The sequence below is a fragment of the Novosphingobium terrae genome (assembly GCF_017163935.1).
GTDB lineage: Bacteria > Pseudomonadota > Alphaproteobacteria > Sphingomonadales > Sphingomonadaceae > Novosphingobium > Novosphingobium terrae.
In genome coordinates this window covers 1,588,818-1,610,130 of record NZ_JABVZR010000002.1, presented here as the reverse complement: position 1 = coordinate 1,610,130, position 21,313 = coordinate 1,588,818, and the positions used below count along the sequence as shown (strand labels likewise).

The window sequence follows — 21,313 nt, the reverse complement described above, 5'->3', positions numbered from 1 at the left end:
TGAAACGACCCGACGAATTACCCCGCCCCGCAGAAAAAATTCATGCCCCGCTCAAACAGGCCCAGATTGCAGCAGAATGTTTCCGTCGGGCCGGACGACGAACTTCAACCCCAGCGCCTTGGCAACGGCCCTTGCGAAGGCCTCCGGCGCCTGGGCGTCATAGCCCCCGGAAACCCGCAATTCGGTGAGTTTCGGATCATCAATCAAGATCTTGACCGTGTTGTACCGATTGATCTCTTCGACTGCATCGCCGAGGTGTGCATCGAGAAAGGACAGGCGCCCGGAAACCCAGCTCAGCTCGCCCGGATCAACGGCTTTGGGTGCAGGAAGAGCGTAAGCCGTCCTGAAATTAAGCTGCTCACCCGGCTTCAAATAGCGGGATGCCAACGCCTGCTTTACACCAAGCTGCGGTTGCCCGGTCACTTCAATCGAACCGTGCTCCAGGCTCACATGGACGCCATGCGAGGACACGGCGACGATGAAAATCGTGCCATGGGCGATCACGCGCCCATCCCCCGCTACGACAGCAAATGGCCGCGAAGCCTCGTGGGCCACCGTGAATCGCGCCCGCCCGTGGTCAAGATGCACATTCCGTACGCCAGCCGTATAACTCACGCGGACCTGACTATCGGCATCGAGATAGATCCTCGAACCATCAGGCAGCTTGAATTCCCGCCGCTCACCCACTCTGGTGACGTAGAGAGCATCAGCCAAAACGGATTGAGAGACACCCCCTCGTAATCCACCGCGCTCGCCGCTCCAGTAAAATCCGAGACCCGCCGCCCCAATCAGACAGGCTGCCATCGCGCTGACGAGAAATGAGCGCCGCTGGTAGAATGGGACGCGCGTTAGGCGCCCCTTACCGGCACGCTCATCTTGAACCCACGCATTGGACAGTTGCATTGACCTCTGCACTCTGTCGTAGGCAGCGGCATTTGCCGGATCGGCGTTCCGCCATTCCTGAAATTCCCTTAGCATTTGCATACGACCGCTCGCTGTTTCGCCGGGCCCGGAAACATCACCAGTCTGCACACGGACCCACCAATCGCGTGCTTCCCGGTCATTATCGTGATCAGCGGAAGGGTCAGGCTTCATGATGCTCTCCAAGATGCCGGTGGATATGCTCAACGGCACGCGCGATCTGCTTGTCGACAGCCTTTATACTGAGACCTGTCTGCGCTGCGATTTCGGCTCTGCTTAATTGCTGGCGTCGTCGGGCAATAAAAATTTCACGTGTCAGGGGCTTGAGCTGCATCATGATCGTATCAATCCGATCAATCAAATCCCTCGCTTCGAGTTTCGTCAACTCATCTGGCCCCGCCAGAGCAAGTTCGTCGACCGGAACAGACGAAAGGGCTACGCGATGCGACAGGCTTCTGCCTTTCTCCCGCATGACATTCACGGCGACCTTGGTGAGGTAATTTTCAGGGGAATCAGGAACTGTGTCGCGTTCCAGAGTGGCGGCAGCATACCGCACGAAAGTTTCCTGGACTAGGTCGGACGCTTCAAGCGACGGGGATCGCCGGTTGAACATTCTCAACAATCGGCCCGCATGCGACCGGTAGAGTGCCTCAAGTGCCCTCCTGCTCAACGAGCGCGAAGGTTCTTGGACAGCCGCGCCGCTCCCCGGTTCCGAGGTCGTATCGTCGGATACAGAACATGGCTGATTTCGAGGGCTCATGGATTAAGCCCTGACAACGGCACATCAACCACGGGACTGGGCTTCGATATTGACGCCTGCATGGCACGCACTTTCCTCACTCGCGAAGCGAGAGAGGCTGCTAAACCGGGTGCTGAGAACACGATCAACGCGCGCCGGTGCCTTTGGCGAGTGCGACTCGCTTGGACATAGCAACGGCCACCCGGCCGCACATATCAAGTGCAGCGGAAATGGGTTTTGATCAAGGTTCTCAGGCCTCGGCGGCGCCCTCGCGTCGCGAGCCAAAGACTACATATTCGTGACAGTTGTGCAAGCAGTCGAATGCCCCAGACTTTAAAAACCCCATCGGCGTCTCTCAATTGCCGCACCTCAACTAGGGGAATTTCTTTGATTGGCACTTTCTGTCTAAAAACGAGGGCCGGGCTTTGAGCGAGCCTGAGGACTAGGTCGATGCTTTTTACCGCAAACGGCTTGGACATGGCACCGACGACCCGGCACTGAGATAATGCTTCGCTTCATAGCATTCTGCAAGGGATGTGGATGCTCGAATGGTCACATCAACTTTCCCTAGACGGGCAATCTGCCTTTCCCTTGACAGGAAAATCTGACCTCGGTGACAAGCAAATTTAGGGCTGCCTTTCGCAAAGCAGCCCTAAAGCCTCCCATATACCGCCTGCCATTCGCCTGCATCGCTGGCGCGTGGCGGCCTTGGGTCCCACACAGCTGCGCCGAAAGGCGGCGCCCATACGTGCCAAGGCGTAGGGGATCGTCGCGGTAAGTGAGCCGCAACGATCCATCCCAGCGCTTAGCGTCGCAACGCTTCGGGACGCACGACGATCAGTTCCACCGCCGGCGCGGGCAGCGCGTTGCTCATAGCAAGCTGCGCACCGGTCAAGGTCTGTCGATCAATCAGGCCAAGATCATTCGTGGTCGAAATGCGATATCGCTCGACGACGTAACGCGCGCCTGGCTTCAACCCTGCAACTTTGAGATCGTAACCCTTGTTTCGCGTGTAGTTCGGTGCTTGCCGCGATGGCAGGTCCATCGTGAGCCCACCCATGCTCAGCGCGTCCGGCCCCTGTCGGGGCCCACGCTGATCCGCCGGCAGTTCATAGTTCCCGATCAAGATCTTGATCGTGCCGTCGGGCGCACGGCCTGCCTGCACCGCGAGGCCCTGCGTATCACCACCGCTGGTCCGGAGCCGGGTGCGCGCATCAGCGATCATGCCAAAAACATTCAGCGCCTGCGCCGCCTTGCTCGGTGTCTTGCCATCGCGGCCCCAGAAGCTGTCGGACCGGTAGAAGGCCTCGAGATCGATCGGTGCGTCCTGCATGTAGATGCGCGCTGCCGTGATGAAGGCCGCCTGATTGGCGTCATCCTTCATGCCAAACATCACATTGCCATTCCACTCGTCGAGTACGAGCTTTGTATGGACGAGACCGTGGGCTGTAAGGACGCCCTTCAACGACGTGCCAATCCGGGCAAAGTCGTAAGGATCGTTGGCAATCGAATACCAATGCCAGCTGAAGAAATCGAGCGGCAGCCGCTTCTCGCTCACATAGGTCAGAAATCCGTCACGAAACGGCCCTTTTCCGTAAGAGAGGGCCACGGTCGGACCACCGACCTGAGCTGCCGGATCCGCCGCCTTCACCGATTGCGCGACCGATCCGTAAAGCTCATAAAATTGCTCTGGCGTACCGCGCCACCAGATTTGAAAGAGATCGGGCTCGTTCCAAAATTCCCAATAGCGCACGGCCCCCGTGAAGCCGTTATCCCAGCCCTTGTTGTAGTGCAGCACGATGTGGCGGACGATCGCGCCATAGCGGGCCGGATCGGGCGGGACCGCCGTCGTGCCGCCGCCACGACCGAGCCGGAAGATCACGTCGGCTCCGATCGAGCGTATGCCCGCGATGAGCTTGTCGGTCGCTTCGAAATGGTAGCTTTTGGGGTCATCAGGGTTGGCATTCAGGTCGGGGAAGATGACGAGCATCGGATCGGTAGGCCCGCCGGGCGGCAGAGGTGCCTTGATCACCGGCAACGTGCCTGTGGTCGGATCGATGTCCGCTGCGCCACCAGAATCATGTGTGCGGACCAGCGTGATGCCCGCGGCGCGATACTGTGACGCAAGGTCCAGAGGTCGTCGTTCATTGCTCGCAGCTGAGGGGGCGTACGTCATGTCGGGTGCACCGTTGACGCCGCGTAGCGCCTTTAGCTCGCCTACAGTCGCACCCGCATCAACCTGAATGGCTGCATAGTCCGGCCCACCCTGGGCCATCGCCAGACTCGATCCGGTGAGCGACAGCGCCATCACCAAAAACATAGATTTGAATCGCTTCATTTTGCTTCGACCTTTGAACCCACAAACATCGGCCTAACCTGCCACATCGCCAATATCCGTGACTATTCACAAAGCGTCATCACCGATCGAAAGCTCGCCTCAATGCGATGAGGGTGCAATAAAAAAGCCAATCGACCTTTTGATACTCGTGTACGAGAGGCACCCTCCGAGATGGAAGACTTGCCAAGGCCGAATGGCGTTTGTCGCAGTGCAGTCATAAAGCAGCGTTTGATGCGCAATTTATCGCCCCCCATTCAAGTGGGTATCTGGGCGAGGCAGCGATCTGTATGGAGTATCGCGACCAACGCTCTCTAGGCTGGCTGCCGATAATATCGGCAATCTCCCCATCGCATAGCGTTACATTTTTGTGAGACAAGGCGCGCAGAAGTCGGCACGATAAGCAAACACGTCCATGCCGATCGACGAACCTGGCACGGGGACAGTCGGCAGTCGGCTCGTAAAATCGACGAGATTCGATTTGGCGCCGCCCTCTTCTCGGTTAACAGTTGGGCAGCCTTATTTTCGGATCCCAAATTGGAAAGCAAACGTCGAGGGCAACTGTGGAGACAAAGGGCTTTCAGAGTACCAATATCTGGTTCGCAGGATCATCCGTGAAGCAAAATAAAACACCACATAGATATTCCTTATCTGGAGCGGCTCAGCAAAGTCAGCACGTGATCGACGATCTTGTCCTCGGCGCAACCCGGCTTGAGGCGGGAGCCGATCACCTGAAAGCTCAAGTGCTCAGCCGCAGCGTTCGAATAGATGTAGCCTGAATTAGCCCGGCCGTTAGCCAACGTCACCATCATCAATCGACTTTCCGGGGCCTCGCGCTTCAACCTCTGACCGATTTCGTTGAACACTTCGCCATTCACGGTCGAAAGGTAGATGTTGCCAATCCGAAGAACTCCCACTTTCAAGTTTACCGGCTCGCCATCCTTATATGGGGGGAGCGTCCCTTGCCTGGCGGTTGGATCGAGCCGGTCGCGCCCTGGGCAGGTGAAGTTGGCCTGCGCACCGCGCAGCACACCGGTGGACGCCCTCTCCGGCGTCAGGTTACGCATGACGTCGATCGCTGATTCGCCGATCAGTGCTCCCATCATGTTCACCGTCTCGGTTGTTTCGGCAATCGCCTGTTCCCAGGCGGGAATCTCATCGGGACGCATCGGCGTGTTCATCGCGGTCGTCTGCGCGGTGTTGGCATTGGCCTGATGCGCAGACCCGACCCATCCATCTTCGCTTTCAACACTCTGGTCCACCCCAAAAGGCGAACGCGTGCGTAGTCCGGAAAGCTTGAGCATCGAGCGGGTGAACAGTGGGTTTTGGTCTCCGCTCGGTCCCTGCGTGAAGACCGCGACGGCACCGGGAAATCGCTTTTCGATGTAGTTGGACGCTGCCCCGGGGAAATCCGCGCTGATAACCCCAGACAGATAAAAGTTGATCGGATGCATCGCATAATTCATATAGACGCCGATTGGCATGCCCCGGGCGTCGATGAACTCGACCACCGCCAACGTCTTGTCAGACGGTGCGACGCGGTTCGGCGCCTGCATCCACATATTACCGTCATAGAAGTCGCGATTGACGTTGAGGTTGACCTGAGTAGTTCCGTAACCGACCCGCGCGGCTCGAGCTGCGGCTTTTGCAGCAGTCGCGGCCTGGACGATCGCGTCGGCAACCCGCTGTGGCGCGGGATTGGGCGAGTTGCCACCGTCAAGGCCGCCCGCGTTGCCGCTGTGCGTGTGCGTCGCCGAAATAACGACGTTCTCCGCCGGACAGCCAAGCCGCGCCGTGATCTGCGCGGTCGCAGTGGCCACCACCGGATTGAGTGCATTGCCCTGATCCATCCCCACAAGCACGGCGCACGCGGGGCCACTCCCGACATAGATTGCGCGAACATTCAGCGGGTCGTGCAGTCGATCACCGTGCAGCAGGGCATTCGCAGGAGGGCTGATGTCGACTTTGGCAGCACCGGCAACGAAGCCAGCCGCCCCGGCCGCGCTCAACGACGGAACGCCGCCCGAGTCTGACGCTGCCACGCCTTGCGCAAGTGCGCCTGTCGTTATCGCCACTGCCGTTACCGTCAATACGGTAAGTCCTACCTGTTTCCTGATCATTGCGACTGCATCCCCTTCATGGCTATCGATCAGTAGGGTGAGAATTACTCGGACAAATTCATAGCCGGCTACCGCCCATGCTTATCCCGCCACCGGCGCCAGCAGGCCATCGAACGGCTGAACACAGCCCAACCAGCTGAACAAAGCTGGTATAGCGGCTGGATCAAGGCTCACGAGAGTCGATTCCGTCTTCGCTGACATGGATCGTGTCACGGCTCTTCACCTTCTCTGGTGCAGCGCACTGCACCCTAAGAAATTGCGCACCATTGGCTACCCTGACGTGTTTGGGTCCGAGGTTGAACTTTCCTGAGTACATCGCCAGTTCACGGTCTTGCCGCATCTACCATAAAGGGCATAGCCATCGAGGCTGGAAACCTACACCCACATCCACATCCCACCCGAACTGCTTTGATGAGCCCCCGACCTGCAGCGCGGTTCCAGATCCCACATGACCGAACATCGGTTGACCTCCACGCGCCTATGAAAGTTCTCGCCCTCAGGTTGCACGTGGGATAGACACCCTGCGTCTCCGGATGTTCATTCAGATGGGCTCCGGATGTCCTTCATGTTGTCGGGCCAGACAAACTTTCCCTCAAGTGTTCTGGTGACCCATTGACTAGGCGACCTTGGGTAAAATCGCAACGGAATTTTCGCAGCAGCGTGAACTTGAATACCCCGACCGTCGGTCGGGAGAAGCCCTGTTCTGCACTGCACGCGACGGAGCGGGGGGCGTGACCATGCTGCGAACCAAGCCTTACGATCCCCCCGCGCTGCGCGAAAAGGCGCTAGGAAAGAGAGCGGCGAACGTAAGCCTCGAAGTCGCCTGGCTCGCGTCCCAGCAATAGGCGAAGATGGGCTGAGTTCCCCTTGATACCGTGCCGGCCATAATAGCCAAAAAGCCGGTAGAAGCCCTCGGAGGTATAGGCGGTGAATGGCTCAGGCCAGAAACCGCTGATCATCTTGACGGTCGCGGCTATGTCAACGGTGCGATGAACGACAGGAGCTCCAGAGACACGGGCGATGACCTCGCATAGTGAGGCAAACGGCATCAGCTCATTGCTCGACAGGTCGTATGCGGCAAAGGCATGACTGTCTTCGCTCACCACGGCCACAACCGCTTCGGCCACGTCCTTCAGATCAACATGCCCCAAGGCAACGTCGCCAGCATAGGGAAGCATGACTGCACCGTCACGGACAGCCCTCGCCACATCAATGGACTGCATGAAGTGCTGCGGCCGCACAATGCTCCACGTCAGACCGGAATTGAGCAGATAGGCCTCGACCTGCAACTTCGCCTTGTGGTTGAGGAGATCGTCGATTTGTGGATTGATCACCGAGATATAGACGAATCTTCGCACCCCAGCGGCAACCGCCGCGTCCACCATGGCGGTGCCGTATGCGGTCTCTCGCGGATGCATGGGCGGCCCATAATGAATGACCGTGTCCACTCCATCCACGGCCTTGCGCCTCGCCTGCGGGTCCTCGAAATCCCCGATGACGGTTTCGTCGGCGTGACCAGCGCTCGATCGGGCAAATGCCCGGATCTTCACATCACTCAATTTGCGGCGAAGAGCCTCGATCACATAACGACCGGTTCTACCATTGGCTGCTGTGACCAGCACCGTTCGCACTATGGGAGCAACCATTAGGGACATCAGGCCGTCTTCATCTGTCGCACCATCTCGGCAAGCCCTTCGATCAGGCGCGAGTCAGAGAGATTGAGCGCACCGAGCTTCTTGTCCTCGACGAAGCGGGCCCGCTGGTGCTCAAGATAATTTTCCATCGCGTCACCAGCCTTCCCAATGTCACGAGCCTGAATTGCAGCGAAAATCTCGCGCCGGTCACCCTGAAAAGCGACCGCGCGATCGCGCCAGAACTTCATCCCACGCTTGCGCATCGGTATCACCTGCACTTCGAGCAGCAGCGTAACGAGGAAGGTCTCGAGCCTGTGCAGCAGCGGATTGCGGCAAAGGGCCGAAATCGAACACTGGAAGTCAATCATCCGGCGAAGAATCTCGTCAACGTCGTCGACCTCATCCAAGCGATCGAGCGCAGCAAGTGATCGACCGATCATCTCGATTTCTTCGTCGGTCGCCAGCTTTGCTGTTGCCCTGACCGACTGCCGGCCGAGTAATTGCCTGACATCGAGCACCTCGAAGATACCCACACTTTCCAGCTGCAATAGGGTCTGGAGCGAGAGTGCAAGCGCATAGCTTCCCTGGCTGCGCACAAATGTACCGCTGCCATGCTGAACCTCGACGAGTCCAAGGGTCTCCAGTGCGCGAATTGCCTCACGGATGGTCGGCTGGCTTACCGCGTAGTTCTGCGCGAGCTCCTTCTCGGTCGGCAGACGTGCTCCGTCGCCAAGCTTTCCCGAGACGATTTGCTGCCGCAATGATTCGATGATCTCATCAACCATTTTGACCCTGATTCCAAGCGGTCGTACCGTCGCAAGCCCCATTCCTCGTCACTCCTTCCCCCGATGGATAGTGCAACTGAGCCACTTGCTCAATAGACAGAGTCATTGGGTGAACTGATCTCTTCGCGAAAGTTTGACGCCCGCTCTTCAGTGCCGGATGACCGAGTGTGGCCCGCTATCATAGTTCTGGAAGCGCATGCCCTTTACCCCGACGCTATTCCATGAAAAGATTCCAAGCGAGACATGACATTCCGTCAAGTCGGCGCGAAGCCGACGAGGCCGTGGTTATTGCTCCCAGTAGCAGCGGGAGGGAAGTGCCACCAGGCCCATGAGACCAACGGTTCTTTCCCAAGATTCTGGTTGGGGAAAATATGATTTTCCACGCGGAATGTCTGGTTGCGAAGGGATTTCGCGGCACCGGGCGAGGCAGGCGGACGGAACTATATCCCTGATTGTGACAATTTCTGCGGGCTCTTCCAACGCCACTTAGGTAGAGCCGAATTTTGCAGCGGGAGAGCTGGTGATCGAAAATCATGCCGATCACCAGCTCTCTTCTTTGCTGATCCGAAAGGCGCAAGCCTTCCCTTCAGATCAGCGTGCCAAGCCATTCCAATGATGCGGCAGGCTCCAGATGCCCAACGCAGTGGCAGCCGGCGCTTTTGCGCCACGGATCACGACGAGTTCAACCCCGGGAGCTGGCAGCGAGGCTGCAATCTTCAGTGTCCGGCCTGAACCGGACGTCTGGTTCACTTGCTCAAGATTCTTGGTGCCATCGATCCTGTAACGCGTAACGGTATAACCCCGGTCGGCCCATGCCGGCAAATTGGCAACGGTAAGATTGTAGCCGGAATTGCGGGCATAGGTGGGGCTGATCCGGGGCGGGATATGGTAACAAGCCGGAAGGTCACCGCAAAGAACGTTGTTGGTCACGGAAGCTTTCAAACCAGGGACGGGGCCATCGGGGATAGGGCCGCGGTCCTGGACAGGAATCTCATAGTTGGTGATAAGCACTCGAATTTCTTCCTGCGTATCGGTCGAGGTTGGCGTCGCCGCACCAGCCAGTACGGCAAACCCGATGTTGTCGTCGCCCGTCACCGCCAGCCGCTCCGGCGTGGCGAGCATCGAGGTCGTCGCACCATAGGCATAGCCCGCGGGAGACAGCGCATCGCCCTCGAAGACGTGGCCGCCCTTGCCGATGTTCAGGACTTCCAAATATTGCTGGGCGATTGTCGAACTCTGCATGTAGGTCAGAATGGCGCTGGTGTAGGCCGCCAACTGAGTTGGCTTCGCCGTCGGGTCAAAAAGGTCGTACCCCCACTCACTGACGACAAGAGGGACGTTCCGGAAACCGGCGGCCTCGAGATCCCTATTGAGGTCGGCCGCGATCCGATTGACGTTATTCGGGTTGCTCGACGGAACATCGTACCAATGGAAGCTGTAAAAATCGAGCTTGATCTGGTGTTGCTTCAGATATTTGAAGAAATCGGAGCGATAGTCACTTCCGTTCCCAACCTGGCCGGGACCACCAACGACCGCGTCTGGCACAACCTTCCGGACTGTCTGATCGATGACACCATAAAGCTCGTAGAACTGCTGCGGTGTTCCGGTCCAAAACCTGCCGCCCATAGTGGTAGACGCCTTGGACATATCGGGTTCGTTCCAAATTTCGAACACTTTCAGATTCATGTGATAGCCATTGTCCCATCCCTGGTTGTAATGCCGAAGGATGTGTTCCAGGACTTTCGCATATTTCTTGTAGTCGGACGGAACCGCCGGGTCGTGACCGTTGCCGAGACGGACGAAAGGTACACTACCCTCCTCGACGATCTGCAGCATCTGGGCGTCGGATGCTTCAAACCGGTAGTTCGCCGGATTGTCGGCATCCGCCGACAGGTCGGGGAAAATCGCGGATTCGCTCGTCCCAGTGATATCCAAAGCGCCGGTATCATGAGTTCGCCATGTCGTAATTCCGATTTGGCGCATCAAGGCCAATTTGGCGGCACTCCCCTTCCGCCCGCCGGTGAAGCCCGTCAGCGGCTTGATTGATCCGATTGACTTGCCCGCATCGACCACCACGTCGCGATATTGACCACTCTCCGAACTGCTCTGAGCGGCAGGCGCAGGTTGCGTGTGGCCAGTCGTGGCGCCTAGCCCTGCAGCCAAGGCCAGGGCCGCGCCTGCCGCGCGAAACTGCCAATCGAGACGAAATGCCTTCACTTTCATTGATCAATCCTTTCACGTTTGAAACGGGCCCACGACAAGAAGCCAGGGGGCTAGCCACCTTGCTCTCATCTCGACCCGCAATTCTCGTCGATGCAAATTCCATCCGGAATGTGCTTGACCACGCGCGTCCACGCCAAGCTCATGGCGACTTTGCGCTTTGACGTCTCGAGAGGCAGACGCTGCCTCGCCTCCCCAATTGAGAGACGAGACAGCGAGATCAAAACTTGAAGCGTACCCCTCCCGTAAAATAGCGCCCCATGATGCTGTCACCCTGAAAGACCGGAGGGATGAAATTGGCAAAAGCCGCCGACCCGATCGTGTAAACAGGAGGATTGACGTTGAAGACGTTCTGCACAGAAATAAACGCCGTGATCACACCGGAACCGTGAGTGAAGTCATATCCGATATTGGCATCGGTGTAAGCGACGGGAGCCACGTTGTATGCGTAGTTATTGGCTGTCGCGGTTGCAGCGAGCGCGCTGGCATTGAGTGCGGAACGCCAGCGAACCTGACCGCCCACAGTGAATGGACCGGTCTTGAAATTCGCGAGTACCGTGAATTTCAACTTCGGCGCGAATAGGCCTGCGCCCGTCGCGGCGCCCGCGCCGTTGAGGTAACCTTGCCCCACACCAACATCAACGTCGAGTGTCGGCTGGTAAGACATCAATCCGCGCAGGCTGAGGCGACCCGCCCCGAGCGAATGGCTGTAGCCCAGGTCAAGATCCACACCAGATGTACGCAGACGCCCCACATTGAGAGGTAGTGAATAGAGCTTGGTAGGATAGTTCGCGGCCGATGTATTTCCCAAGCCGAACGGGCGAGAGTAAAGCGCGCAGTAAGGGGAGGTTCCGTTGCTCTGGATGCACAGTTGATTGTAGATGGCGACATTGCCCGCCACGGCTTCGATCGCATCACGCACCTGGATGTCGTACCAGTCGACCGAGGCGGAAAAATTCGGGAGGAAGGCCGGCGTGAACACCACCCCAGCCGTCCACGTGTAACTCGTTTCCGGCTTGAGATTGGGATTGCCCTGACTTTGCTGCGGCGCAAAGCCGCTCGTATTCGTCAAGGCGTCGGTAAATCCGACGTTGTTCACCGAGACAGGCGCGAAGAGGTCGTTAAGCGTTGGCGCGCGAAAGTCCTTCGAACGCGTCCCGCGGAACCGGATCCCGCTCACCGGTGCCCAATCCAACCCGAGCTTCCATGTGGTTGCCCCGCCCGATACGCTGTAATGAGCATATCGGATCGCGCCATTGGTGCTCAGATCACGAATGAATGCGCGGTCTTTCAGCAAGGGGATCTGGACCTCCCCTGCAATTTCTTCCACCTGCTCGCTCACATGGGGCACACTGGACACAACATTCTGCAGCCAGAGCGTGGTCGAACCTTGTGTACAGTTGAAACGAAGCCCGGTACAATTCGCTAGAGCCAGCGGCGAAAACGGACTGTTCAACTCCAGCGAGAAACTCCGGAACTGCCCACTGATCGCGGTCCGAACCGGGCCGGCGGGCAGCTCGATCGGAGAGCCCACAATGGAAAGATCGACCAGATGCTGGTCGTTTTTGAGATCGAAGTATGTGTCCTGGCTAAAGTAATCGAATGTACCAGGGGCTGACGAGTTGGGACCAAACAAATTAACTGGCACACAGTTTGCGTAGGCAGACGCCGTGGCGGCTTGGGTCGCCGCATAGCATTTTACCGACCCACCCGACGACACCGCATCTGTCGCGGCTGCAAAGAGCTGCTGATTGATGTTGTTCTTCGACACCTCGTGGAGAGTTGTGCGTCCGAAGCTATACCCGAGGGACCATTCGAACCCCTTGCCGATTTTTCCATTGACGCCAGCAGAAATCAGAAGATTGTTGGTGTTGGCAACGACGCCCTGGGTCGGCCAGCCCGGATCGTTGGTCTGCATGGCAAAAACCGGTGTGCCATTAGCCCCGACAGCAGCTTGAGTGGCAGCAGGCAAAAACCCGTTGCTGGAAGAGAAGATCAACGGTGCGGTTGTCGTCGTGTATTCAGGGAAATTATAGTAGTTATAGCTCTTGGTCAGCGACCCCTGAAGGTAGAGGTGGGGGCCGCCGTCAAAATCATAGTCAGCTCGTGCAAATGCTTGGTCTAGCTTTACCGTGGCACTCAGCGATCCACCCGCCACATAGGTGCCGCTCCCGCCGATCTCGGTAATAGGGGAGATGGTGGAAGCGCCATGCTGGAACGCGCCGAGCGTGCCCACACCAGTGAATTGCTGAAAGGCCGCCGGTCCGGACACAATCAGGCCGTTGAAGGCATTGTAGGGAAATCTGCACCCACTGGCCAATCTATAGGGATTGGCGGCCGAGCCCGTCCCGATCTGACAGTATACGGCGGCAGCTGTGGGTCGGGACATCGCATTAAAGATGCCCTCTTGCTGGAAGTGCTCGTAGCTGGCCTCGACGTGAAGCTGCTGCGTTATCTGGCTGCCGAAACCGATTGCTGCCCGGTAGCTCGGTGCATCCCCGTAATTTGAAATGCCGCCCGAAAATTCACCCTTGAGGCCCTTGAACTTGTGATCGAGGACATAGTTGACAACGCCGGTCACTGCATCCGAACCGTAGACTGCTGACACGCCCCCCGTCACGAGGTCAACCCGACTGACAAACAGCTGTGGAATGGTGTTGGTATCCACCGATCCATCCTGCGCCGAGCTTGGAACACGGTGCCCATCGAGCAGGATCAGGGTTCGCTGGATGCCGAACCCCCTAAGGTTCAGGAAATTGCCGACCGCGTTGGTGGTGGGATTATTTTGGGTTTGCGCCGAACGCGAGGCGGTCATTGCGGGAAGCTTGTTGAGGGCGTCAGCGATCGTCGTCGGCGTCGTCTGCCTCAGTTCATCTTGATTGACCACCGTGACCGGGGTCGGCATTTGATTTCCGTTCACCACGACTCGCGAACCGGTCACGATGATCTCCGGATCCGACGGAGGCGTCTTCGCGGCGTCAGCCCCCTTGTCCTGCGCGTGAACGATTTGCGCTCCACCGACAGAGACCATGCTCACGGTCGCTAACAACAGCAATTTTCTCATCAGCTCCCCCTCTCCATTTCGAGCCGGATCGAGCCGGCTTCGTTCTTAGGTTTTCCGCCGCCCACCATCCCCGAGGCTGTAGCGCGCGGATCTGACAGGAGGATCGCTCCTGATCCCCCAAGCCGGGATTTGCCGAGACGCATCGAGACTGTCAATGATAAAGACACCAGATCACCCGATGACCGTGTCTCTTTAACATTTTCAAGTTACTTTATGAGAGCTGCTCGCCTCGCAGACGGTCACCATACCAGGCTAATCTCTTTGTAATTCATGGGAAATTTATAGAGGTGGACGACTAGGCGCGCGGATTGTTCTGACCGTCGCCAACCATTTGAGCGCGGCGCTTGTCCCGATCGAGCCCGCGAGTCGCCGGTCAGACAGTCACAAGCGGTTCCAAGTCAGTGCTCCATGACAGCATCTTGGGTACCTGAAAGAAGCCATTCGCGGGTGTGGGATTTATCCATTTGGATGCGGCACGCCAATGACGCTCTCATGTCGCAAATGCCAGAAGTCCGCGAAGCGGCAATCGTATCGGGTGCCACGCGACGACCATGCTCGCACCAAGGGGTAGGATCATAAGCAAAGGCGTTGCCGTGCGCGAGTGCTAGGCTCATCTGTGGACCTCGGGTAATCGCGGCATCGAGTCGAATGATTGATAGTGTTGCGATCCGGGCGCTTGGCCCGGGGTAAGCACCATCGGAGGGTTCAATGCCACACTCAGTAGGTTTGGACGTATCACAGAAGACCACGGCGATCTGCGTGGTCGATAGCGAAGGGCAACGGATCTGGAGAGGAAGCTGCCCAACTGACCCTTGTTCGATCTCGAAGCTCATCTGCAGGTATGCTGGTGCTGACGCGAAGGTGGGTGTCGAGACCGGAGCGATGACACCGTGGCTTGTACACGGCCTGCGTGGTGCTGGTCTCGATGTCGCGGTCCTTGACGCCCGCCGGGTGAAGGCAGCATTGCAAATGAGGTTGAACAAGACCGACCAAAATGACGCGGAAGGGTTGGCGCAGGTGGTACGGACAGGCTGGTACTGCTCCGTCCACGTGAAGTCGTTGGATGCTCATCAAGCACGATCCCTTCTCGGTGCGCGAGCCCAACTCGTTGGAATGCGGACGCGCCTCTCCAACATGGTGCGCGGCGTGCTCAAGACATTCGGCATGCTGCTGAGTGCTGACCGCGGGCTCAGGTTCGACCGCCGCGTCGAAGCGATGATCGAGGATACGCCCGACGTCGCGTTTATCGTGCGACCGCTTCTTGCCACCTGGAGACAGCTTCGCGAGCAGATTGCCGTCTTCGACGCGGCCGTTCAGCGCCGGGTGAAGGCAGACGCAACCTGCAGATTGCTCATGACAGTTCCAGGCATCGGCGCCCTATCGGCACTCGTATTCGTCAGCACCATCGAAGATCCAGCTCGTTTCTCTCGCTCGCGATCCGTCGGAGCGCATCTCGGCCTGACGCCGCGGCGCTACCAGTCAGGTGAGATCGACCGTAGCGGTCGCATTTCTGGATGCGGCGACGTCCTCGCGCGAACGCTCATGTACGAGGCTGCCATCGTGATCCTCCATCGGGTGAAACGAGCGCTGCACCTGAAGGACTGGGCGCTGGCGATCGCCGAGCGAGCCGGACCAGGCAAGGCGAGAGTCGCTCTGGCGCGGAAGCTGTCGGTGATCCTGCACAGCGTGTGGCGCTCGGGTGAGCCGTTCCGCTGGGAGCCGGTCGCTTCCGCGGCGTAACCAGATCGTCCGGCACGAGCCGGATGTACGTGTCGCCTCGGGCGAGGTGTGGGCGACTGCGCGCTAGGGGCCATGGGCACGTGATCTGACGTCAGCCCGTTGTGGACCTTGCAGCGCCCGCGCTTTTCCGACCGGACCAGATGCTGCGGCGGCCAATGCCGACCGCGAAGAGAACCATGACCCGGAAGGCGACTAATAAGTTGACGAAGGAGCCGCGATTAGAGAACGCCCCTTAGGATGCAAGCGGTTTTTGGAGGCCTAGCGTGTAGTCGGGTGCAGACATCTGTCCGGCCTTTGATGCGGCCTTATTGATGCCGCTGGCCCGTATGGGAGTTCGCGGATCGGCTCCATATCAGGACTGCGTGCTTGGTTGGCACCGTGAACCTATCTGGTTTTGCCTATCCCGTCTCGTCGACCGTTACGCCATGCTATCCATCTGACCTTCCTACATCTGCCGACACCCTCGCACTCGTAATGGATTACGCCGCCACGACCGGAGCCCTATAAATATCGTTCTTCGCCATCAGTGCCCACAGCGTTCGCGCCATCTTGTTAGCAAGAGCGGTGATCACCAGCATTCTTGGTTTGCGCGCTAGCATCCGTGCCAGCCATGAGCCTGTCGGTGCGCCGCGCCTTGTTGCCTGACACACAACCGAGCTTGCCCCGATGATCAGGAGCCGACGCAAAGTTCGTTCCCCCATCTTGGAGGTCGCGCCCAGCTTCTGTTTGCCGCCGGTTGATTTTTGGACCGGAGTCAGCCCGAGCCACGCCGCGAAATCCCGTCCCTTGCGGAACACCTCTGGCGGCGGCGCCAGAGCGGCAAGCGCGGTTGCCGTAATCGGACCGATACCGGGGATAGTCATCAACCGGCATGGGACATCGTCAGTTCTGGCGCGTCTGGCGATTTCCTGATCGAGCAGCTTCACCTGCTCATCTAGCACCACGATCATGCCTGCCAAGACCTTGAGCATCGATCGGGCCGCCTCGGGCAGTTCGTATGTCGGGCGTTCGATCATGTCGATCAGCTTGGAGACTTGCCCAACGCCTTGCCCGGCAATCAGTCCATATTCTGCCAGATGGCCCCGCAGCGCGTTGATATCCTGGGTTCGCTGCCGCACCAGCAGATCACGCGTGCGGAAAATCGTGGCGCTCGCTTGAGCCGTTTCGCTCTTGACCGCGACGAACCGCATCGTCGGTCTCTGGGCTGCCTCGCAGATCGCCTCGGCATCAGCTGCATCATTCTTTTGCCGCTTCACGAACGGCTTCACAAATGTAGGCGCAATCAGCCGTACCGCATGACCGAGCCTGCCGATCTCGCGTGCCCAGTAGTGCGCCCCTCCGCACGCTTCCATCGCCACAAGGCAGGGTGGCTGCGCTGAGAAGAATGCCAGCACCTTATGTCGCCGCAATGTCTTGCGGAATACCACGGCACCAGAGCTATCTGCACCGTGAGCCTGAAAAACCTGCTTGGCCAGATCCAGCCCGATCGTAGTAACCTCTTCCATGGACGCCTCCTTCAAGTGGTGTTCAACACCTCCACTTTGACACATCAAGGCCGTCGGGGGGCGTCCACCCCATCAGGACTCGTTGATCATAGCCAGAAGAGCACGGTAGCTGCCAGAGCAAGGGTGGAGAAGAACACCGTCGGACAGCGATCGTAGCGGGTCGCGACGCGGCGCCAGTCCTTCAAGCGGCCGAACATGATCTCGATGCGATTGCGCCGTTTGTACCGGCGCTTGTCGTATTTGATTGGAAAGGAGCGGGATTTGCGGCCTGGAATGCAGGGCTTGATGCCCTTTTGCTCCAGTGCATCGCGAAACCATTCGGCATCATAGCCCCGGTCTGCCAGCATCCACTGCGCCTTGGGGAGATCATCGAGCAGAGCTGCCGCGCCGGTGTAATCGCTGATCTGGCCCGCCGTGATGAAGAAACTCAAGGGGCGGCCGTTGGCGTCGGTGACAGCGTGCAGCTTGGTGTTCATGCCGCCCTTGGTTCGTCCGATCAGGCGTCCAAAATCCCCTTTTTTACCCCAAGGCTGGAAGCCGTGCGGTGAGCCTTGAGATAGGTCGCATCGATCATGACAGTCTGATGCTCAGCTTTCTGAGCGGACAGACCCTCCATCATCCGGGTGAACACGCCCATCGCGCCCCAACGTTTCCAGCGGTTGTACAATGTCTTGTGTGGCCCGTATTCTCTGGGTGCATCACGCCAGCGCAGCCCGTTGCGGTTGACGAAGATGATCCCGCTCAGCACCCGTCGATCATCAACTCGGGGCTTGCCGTGGCTCTTGGGGAAATAGGGCAACAGCCGCGTCATCTGCTCGTCCGTCAGCCAATACAGGTCGCTCATGCTCAGTCTCCTCACAGAGCCTGAATCACATCCTCCCCGACCAATCAATGGGTCCTGAGCCTAGGGCAAAAGTCTGAGCAAGTTGCTGACCCATCGATCGTCAGCCGGAAGCGCAAGAGTACGATTGCGCTCCCCACCACGAAGTTCGACAAATGAGCGATTTTAATCTCGCATTGCCTGGGCTCGGCCATCGCCATTCCGTCACTCTCCGCCGCTTTCAAAAGTAAGCGGAGCACGACCGAGGGTGTAGAGATTGGGAAGACTCATGTTCCAGAACTCATGACCCACCCTGCGTACGCAAGGTGGGTCATCAGATTGGCCCCATCATGACACTTAACGCTTTTACATCCTCCAGCGCACACCCACCGTGAAGTAGCGACCTTCGGTATCATCACCTTGAGCAAATCCCCCGAAATAATTGAGCTGCGTCGACGCGCCGCTGCTGTTGAACAGCGGAGGCGCTGTGTTGAACAGGTTCTGGATGTTAAAATAGGCTGTGAAGTTGCGCGCCACATCCACGCTCAGGTTGACGTCGGTGTACCCCACCGATGCCACATTGCCCGTGGCGAACACCAGTGAGGGCGTGCCATTCTGCTTCAGCTTCGCACGCCAGCGCTCCTGCACCATGGCATGAACCGCGTGGGTGATGTCATAACTTACAGCGCCGACCACCTTCCATTTGGGAATGGGAGGCAGGCCCGCAACGCCGTCGGCCGCGCCGCCCATGTCGACGATGCCGGTCGGTCCGTTGTTGTAGCGCAGGACCGGCTGATAGGTCACGAGCGCGCGGGCGGTCAGAAGTTGATTGGCGATCGGGTGGGCATAATTGGCCTCGATGTCGATCCCGTGGGTTGCCAGCGAGGCGACGTTAAGCGTCTGGGCGAGCAGAAGCGTGGGATAATTGTCCGAGGTATTGTCGCTGAAGGGGTGTTGACGGACATAGAGCGCGCAGACTGCCGCTGTACCGCCCGAGGTCTCGCAGGCCGCTTGCGTCGCTGGCTGGAAGCCGGAGAGATTGACCAGCGCCTGGTTGATGTTGATCTTGTAGTAGTCGACCGCCAGGCTAAAGCCGGGCACCCAATGCGGCTTGAATACGAAGCCCAGCGTCAGCGTATCGGCCTTCTCGGGCTTGAGGGTGGGATTGCCCGAAGACAGTTGGGTAGCGATGCCCGAGGTGTTGGTGTGCAGGTCGTTGTAGTTGACCGTAGTCAGCGCCGCGGGAGCGAACAGATCGGTCAGATTGGGCGCGCGAATATCGCGTGAGCGCGTTGCGCGCAGGGTCAATTCGTCGCTGACATTCCAGACCACCCCGCCCTTCCAGGTCCAGGCGCCGCCGCTGGTGTCATAATGGGCATAGCGCACGGCACCGTTCAGATTGAGCGATTTGAAGAATGGCTTGTCTGCCAGCACCGGCACCTCGGCTTCGGCGGCGACCTCAGTGACGGTCTGGCTAACCGGTGTGCGGATGGCGACTTGTCCGCCCAGATAGCGCAAAGAATTCTGACTGTTAACACAGTTGAACTGAATACCGTTGCAATCCATCATATCCGTCGGGGTGGCGTTGCTGCCCACTTCATATGTCAGCTTGCGCCATTCCCCCATCACCACCGCTTTCACATCGCCCGCAGGCAGATGGAACAACGTGCCTTTGATGTTACCGTTGAAATCATCCGTGGTATAATGCTGCGTACTCGACGTTGCCTGTTCGATATAGGACATCGCCGTAGTCTGGTCCGAAGACGGCCCGAACAGATTGAGCGGTACGCAATTGGCGTAATTTGGATTGGTCAATGCCGCATTGCAAACGGTCTGGCCGCCACTGCTCACGGCATTGGTCGCAGCCCACAGATGCTGGAGGTTGATATTGTTGTTGTTCCGCGTGGTCTGATGGTTCTCCGAGCGATAGTAATCGGCCTCCCAATCGAAGCCGCCCAGCTTGCCAATCAGCCCCGCATCCACATTGTAATAGCTGTTGAGTACATTGTACTGATAGGCGGGGAGCGACAGGTCCATCTTGGAAAAGGTGAAGGAGGAGCCGACCGGCTGCGCTGCGATAGTCGCTTGATACTGCGGTTGCACGCTGGCCAGATAGGCGTTGTTGTAGCCAATGCTGATGGCGCTGAACAAGGGGTTTTGCTGGGTATAGCTCTGCTTGAACTTGCTGAAGATCCCGGTCACATGCGCCGAGATGCTGTCGGTGACATCATAGTCCAGGCGCGCCATCGACCGATGGTTGACCAGCGGCGTGCCCGCCGTGGAACCGATGAAGTAGGCGCCGTCTCCCCCGGTGCTGACCGAAGGAGTCGCCGTGACCGTGCCTTTGTTGAAAGCCGACAGCACGCCGTTCTGCGCGAACTGCAAACCGGCCAGGGGGCCTGAGTTGATCAGGCCGCCAAAGGCCACGGTGTTGAGCCTGCCGCCATAGATGGTGGTGTAGGGCGAGGCCGCAGTACCCGATCCCACCAGGCTGGAATAATTGTTCATAAAGGGCCGGCTAGAGCGCAGGAAGCCTGCATTGTCGGCATATTCATAGCCGATCTCGAAGTGGCCCCGCCCATCGCTGAACTTGGTTCCCCATGCTGCGCTGACACCGATCTTGCGGTCGTCGCCATAGTTCGAGATCCCGCTGTGCAGGTCCAGCTTGAGCCCGTTGAACTTGGTGTCGGTGACGAAGTTGACCACGCCCGACACTGCATCCGACCCATAGGCCGCCGAGGCGCCACCGGTCACCACATCGACATGCTTGAGCAGCACCTGTGGCACCACATCGACGTCCACCGAGCCGTCGCCTTGTGTCGGCCCCACCCGCCGTCCGTCGATCAGGATCAGCCCGCGCGTGTAGCCGATGCCACGCAGGTTGAGTTCGTTGACGCCGCCACTTTTGGCATTGCTGGTCGGGTTGGTCGAGCCCATCAGGCCGGGCAGGCTGTTGAGGCCCTCGATCACACCAGCCGGTTGGGCATTGAGCAGCGTATCCACACCGGCCACCGTCACCGGCGTCGGGCTGCTGTTGCCGTTGGTAGCGAGTCTGGATCCAGTCACGATGATCTCATGGTCTGGCGCGGGATCCTTGGCAGGCGCGGCGGCATCCTGCGCGTGGGCCGTGCCGCCCAGAACGACGAAAGCAAGCAGTCCCGCGGATGCTCTGAGCGACGAACGATACATACGATTGTCCATAAAAAATCCCCTCCTTTTGATTGGTGTCTGAAATTGGCTGCGCGACGACAGTGACGCGGAACATGTCAAAGCAGCCTGATTGCAGGCCGCAGGCGCCGGTCCCCGAGCATAGCGTTGTTCCGCATATCGATGTGTGGCTCGACCGACCGGTTGGGCTGAAGGCCCCTACCAGGCCCCCGCCTCTCCCTGTTCACCCTACCGACGGTTGTGCTTCGACACTTTGGCCCTG

The 21,313-nt window shown here is 58.6% G+C and carries 13 protein-coding genes; 1 reads left to right on the top strand and 12 read right to left on the bottom strand.

Going from position 1 to position 21,313, the window contains the following annotated elements:
- Positions 1 to 51 precede the first annotated feature (51 nt).
- From HGK27_RS25105 to HGK27_RS31185, 9 genes are all read right to left on the bottom strand, one after another.
- Positions 52 to 1,095, bottom strand: coding sequence for a FecR family protein (locus HGK27_RS25105; protein ID WP_206243563.1), 1,044 nt, complete (start codon positions 1,093 to 1,095; stop codon positions 52 to 54).
- Positions 1,085 to 1,534: an RNA polymerase sigma factor gene (locus HGK27_RS25100; protein WP_241127855.1), complete on the bottom strand. Its 450-nt coding sequence runs from the start codon at positions 1,532 to 1,534 to the stop codon at positions 1,085 to 1,087. The genes HGK27_RS25105 and HGK27_RS25100 overlap by 11 nt, the downstream gene beginning before the upstream one ends.
- A gap of 931 nt (positions 1,535 to 2,465) precedes the next feature.
- Positions 2,466 to 3,998 carry a GH39 family glycosyl hydrolase gene (locus HGK27_RS25095; RefSeq protein WP_206243561.1) on the bottom strand — a complete coding sequence of 511 codons (1,533 nt, stop codon included), beginning with the start codon at positions 3,996 to 3,998 and terminating at the stop codon, positions 2,466 to 2,468.
- Between the two features lie 644 nt (positions 3,999 to 4,642).
- The gene (locus HGK27_RS25090; RefSeq protein ID WP_206243560.1) at positions 4,643 to 6,115 is read right to left on the bottom strand and encodes a neutral/alkaline non-lysosomal ceramidase N-terminal domain-containing protein; all 1,473 of its coding nucleotides are present in this window, start codon (positions 6,113 to 6,115) and stop codon (positions 4,643 to 4,645) included.
- 785 nt (positions 6,116 to 6,900) lie between these two features.
- Positions 6,901 to 7,770: an SDR family oxidoreductase gene (locus tag HGK27_RS25085; RefSeq protein ID WP_206243559.1), complete on the bottom strand. Its 870-nt coding sequence runs from the start codon at positions 7,768 to 7,770 to the stop codon at positions 6,901 to 6,903.
- Complete coding sequence (locus HGK27_RS25080) at positions 7,770 to 8,534, bottom strand: FadR/GntR family transcriptional regulator (protein WP_206243558.1); 765 nt, start codon at positions 8,532 to 8,534, stop codon at positions 7,770 to 7,772. Before HGK27_RS25080 ends, HGK27_RS25085 begins: the two co-directional genes overlap by 1 nt.
- 591 nt (positions 8,535 to 9,125) lie before the next feature.
- Positions 9,126 to 10,757 carry a GH39 family glycosyl hydrolase gene (locus HGK27_RS25075; RefSeq protein ID WP_206243557.1) on the bottom strand — a complete coding sequence of 544 codons (1,632 nt, stop codon included), beginning with the start codon at positions 10,755 to 10,757 and terminating at the stop codon, positions 9,126 to 9,128.
- Between the two features lie 217 nt (positions 10,758 to 10,974).
- Positions 10,975 to 13,818, bottom strand: a complete 2,844-nt coding sequence (locus HGK27_RS25070) for a TonB-dependent receptor domain-containing protein (RefSeq protein WP_206243556.1) — start codon at positions 13,816 to 13,818, stop codon at positions 10,975 to 10,977.
- Positions 13,819 to 14,216: 398 nt separating this feature from the next.
- Positions 14,217 to 14,651, bottom strand: coding sequence for a hypothetical protein (locus HGK27_RS31185; protein ID WP_241127896.1), 435 nt, complete (start codon positions 14,649 to 14,651; stop codon positions 14,217 to 14,219).
- Between HGK27_RS31185 and HGK27_RS25065 the strand changes: the two genes are divergently transcribed.
- A complete protein-coding gene (locus HGK27_RS25065) occupies positions 14,578 to 15,558 on the top strand; it encodes an IS110 family RNA-guided transposase (RefSeq protein ID WP_241127853.1) in 981 nt (326 codons plus the stop codon). The genes HGK27_RS31185 and HGK27_RS25065 overlap by 74 nt on opposite strands.
- A 479-nt stretch (positions 15,559 to 16,037) precedes the next feature.
- On the opposite strand, the gene HGK27_RS25060 is transcribed toward HGK27_RS25065, so the two are convergent.
- The 3 genes from HGK27_RS25060 to HGK27_RS25050 form a co-directional block, all read right to left on the bottom strand.
- Positions 16,038 to 17,063 (bottom strand): IS110 family RNA-guided transposase, encoded by a 1,026-nt coding sequence (locus HGK27_RS25060; protein WP_206243554.1) that lies wholly within the window; start codon positions 17,061 to 17,063, stop codon positions 16,038 to 16,040.
- An 86-nt stretch (positions 17,064 to 17,149) separates the two neighbouring features.
- Positions 17,150 to 17,907 (bottom strand): IS5 family transposase gene (locus HGK27_RS25055; protein WP_206243553.1). Its coding sequence is split into 2 segments (ribosomal slippage): positions 17,150 to 17,574 and positions 17,574 to 17,907, totalling 759 coding nucleotides; the frame shifts between segments, so codons are not numbered across the junction.
- 342 nt (positions 17,908 to 18,249) lie between these two features.
- Entirely contained in the window at positions 18,250 to 21,084 is a 2,835-nt protein-coding gene (locus HGK27_RS25050; RefSeq protein WP_206243552.1) for a TonB-dependent receptor domain-containing protein, read from the bottom strand.
- Positions 21,085 to 21,313 lie beyond the last annotated feature (229 nt).

Bases quoted from the DNA above. Each gene is read 5' to 3' on its own strand.
- HGK27_RS25080 (WP_206243558.1), bottom strand. From the start codon at position 8,534: ATGGTTGATGAGATCATCGAATCATTGCGGCAGCAAATCGTCTCGGGA.
- HGK27_RS25095 (WP_206243561.1), bottom strand. From the start codon at position 3,998: ATGAAGCGATTCAAATCTATGTTTTTGGTGATGGCGCTGTCGCTCACC.
- HGK27_RS25070 (WP_206243556.1), bottom strand. From the start codon at position 13,818: ATGAGAAAATTGCTGTTGTTAGCGACCGTGAGCATGGTCTCTGTCGGT.
- HGK27_RS25075 (WP_206243557.1), bottom strand. From the start codon at position 10,757: ATGAAAGTGAAGGCATTTCGTCTCGATTGGCAGTTTCGCGCGGCAGGC.
- HGK27_RS25100 (WP_241127855.1), bottom strand. From the start codon at position 1,534: ATGTTCAACCGGCGATCCCCGTCGCTTGAAGCGTCCGACCTAGTCCAG.
- HGK27_RS25050 (WP_206243552.1), bottom strand. From the start codon at position 21,084: ATGGACAATCGTATGTATCGTTCGTCGCTCAGAGCATCCGCGGGACTG.
- HGK27_RS25085 (WP_206243559.1), bottom strand. From the start codon at position 7,770: ATGTCCCTAATGGTTGCTCCCATAGTGCGAACGGTGCTGGTCACAGCA.
- HGK27_RS25060 (WP_206243554.1), bottom strand. From the start codon at position 17,063: ATGGAAGAGGTTACTACGATCGGGCTGGATCTGGCCAAGCAGGTTTTT.
- HGK27_RS31185 (WP_241127896.1), bottom strand. From the start codon at position 14,651: ATGAGCTTCGAGATCGAACAAGGGTCAGTTGGGCAGCTTCCTCTCCAG.
- HGK27_RS25105 (WP_206243563.1), bottom strand. From the start codon at position 1,095: ATGAAGCCTGACCCTTCCGCTGATCACGATAATGACCGGGAAGCACGC.
- HGK27_RS25090 (WP_206243560.1), bottom strand. From the start codon at position 6,115: ATGATCAGGAAACAGGTAGGACTTACCGTATTGACGGTAACGGCAGTG.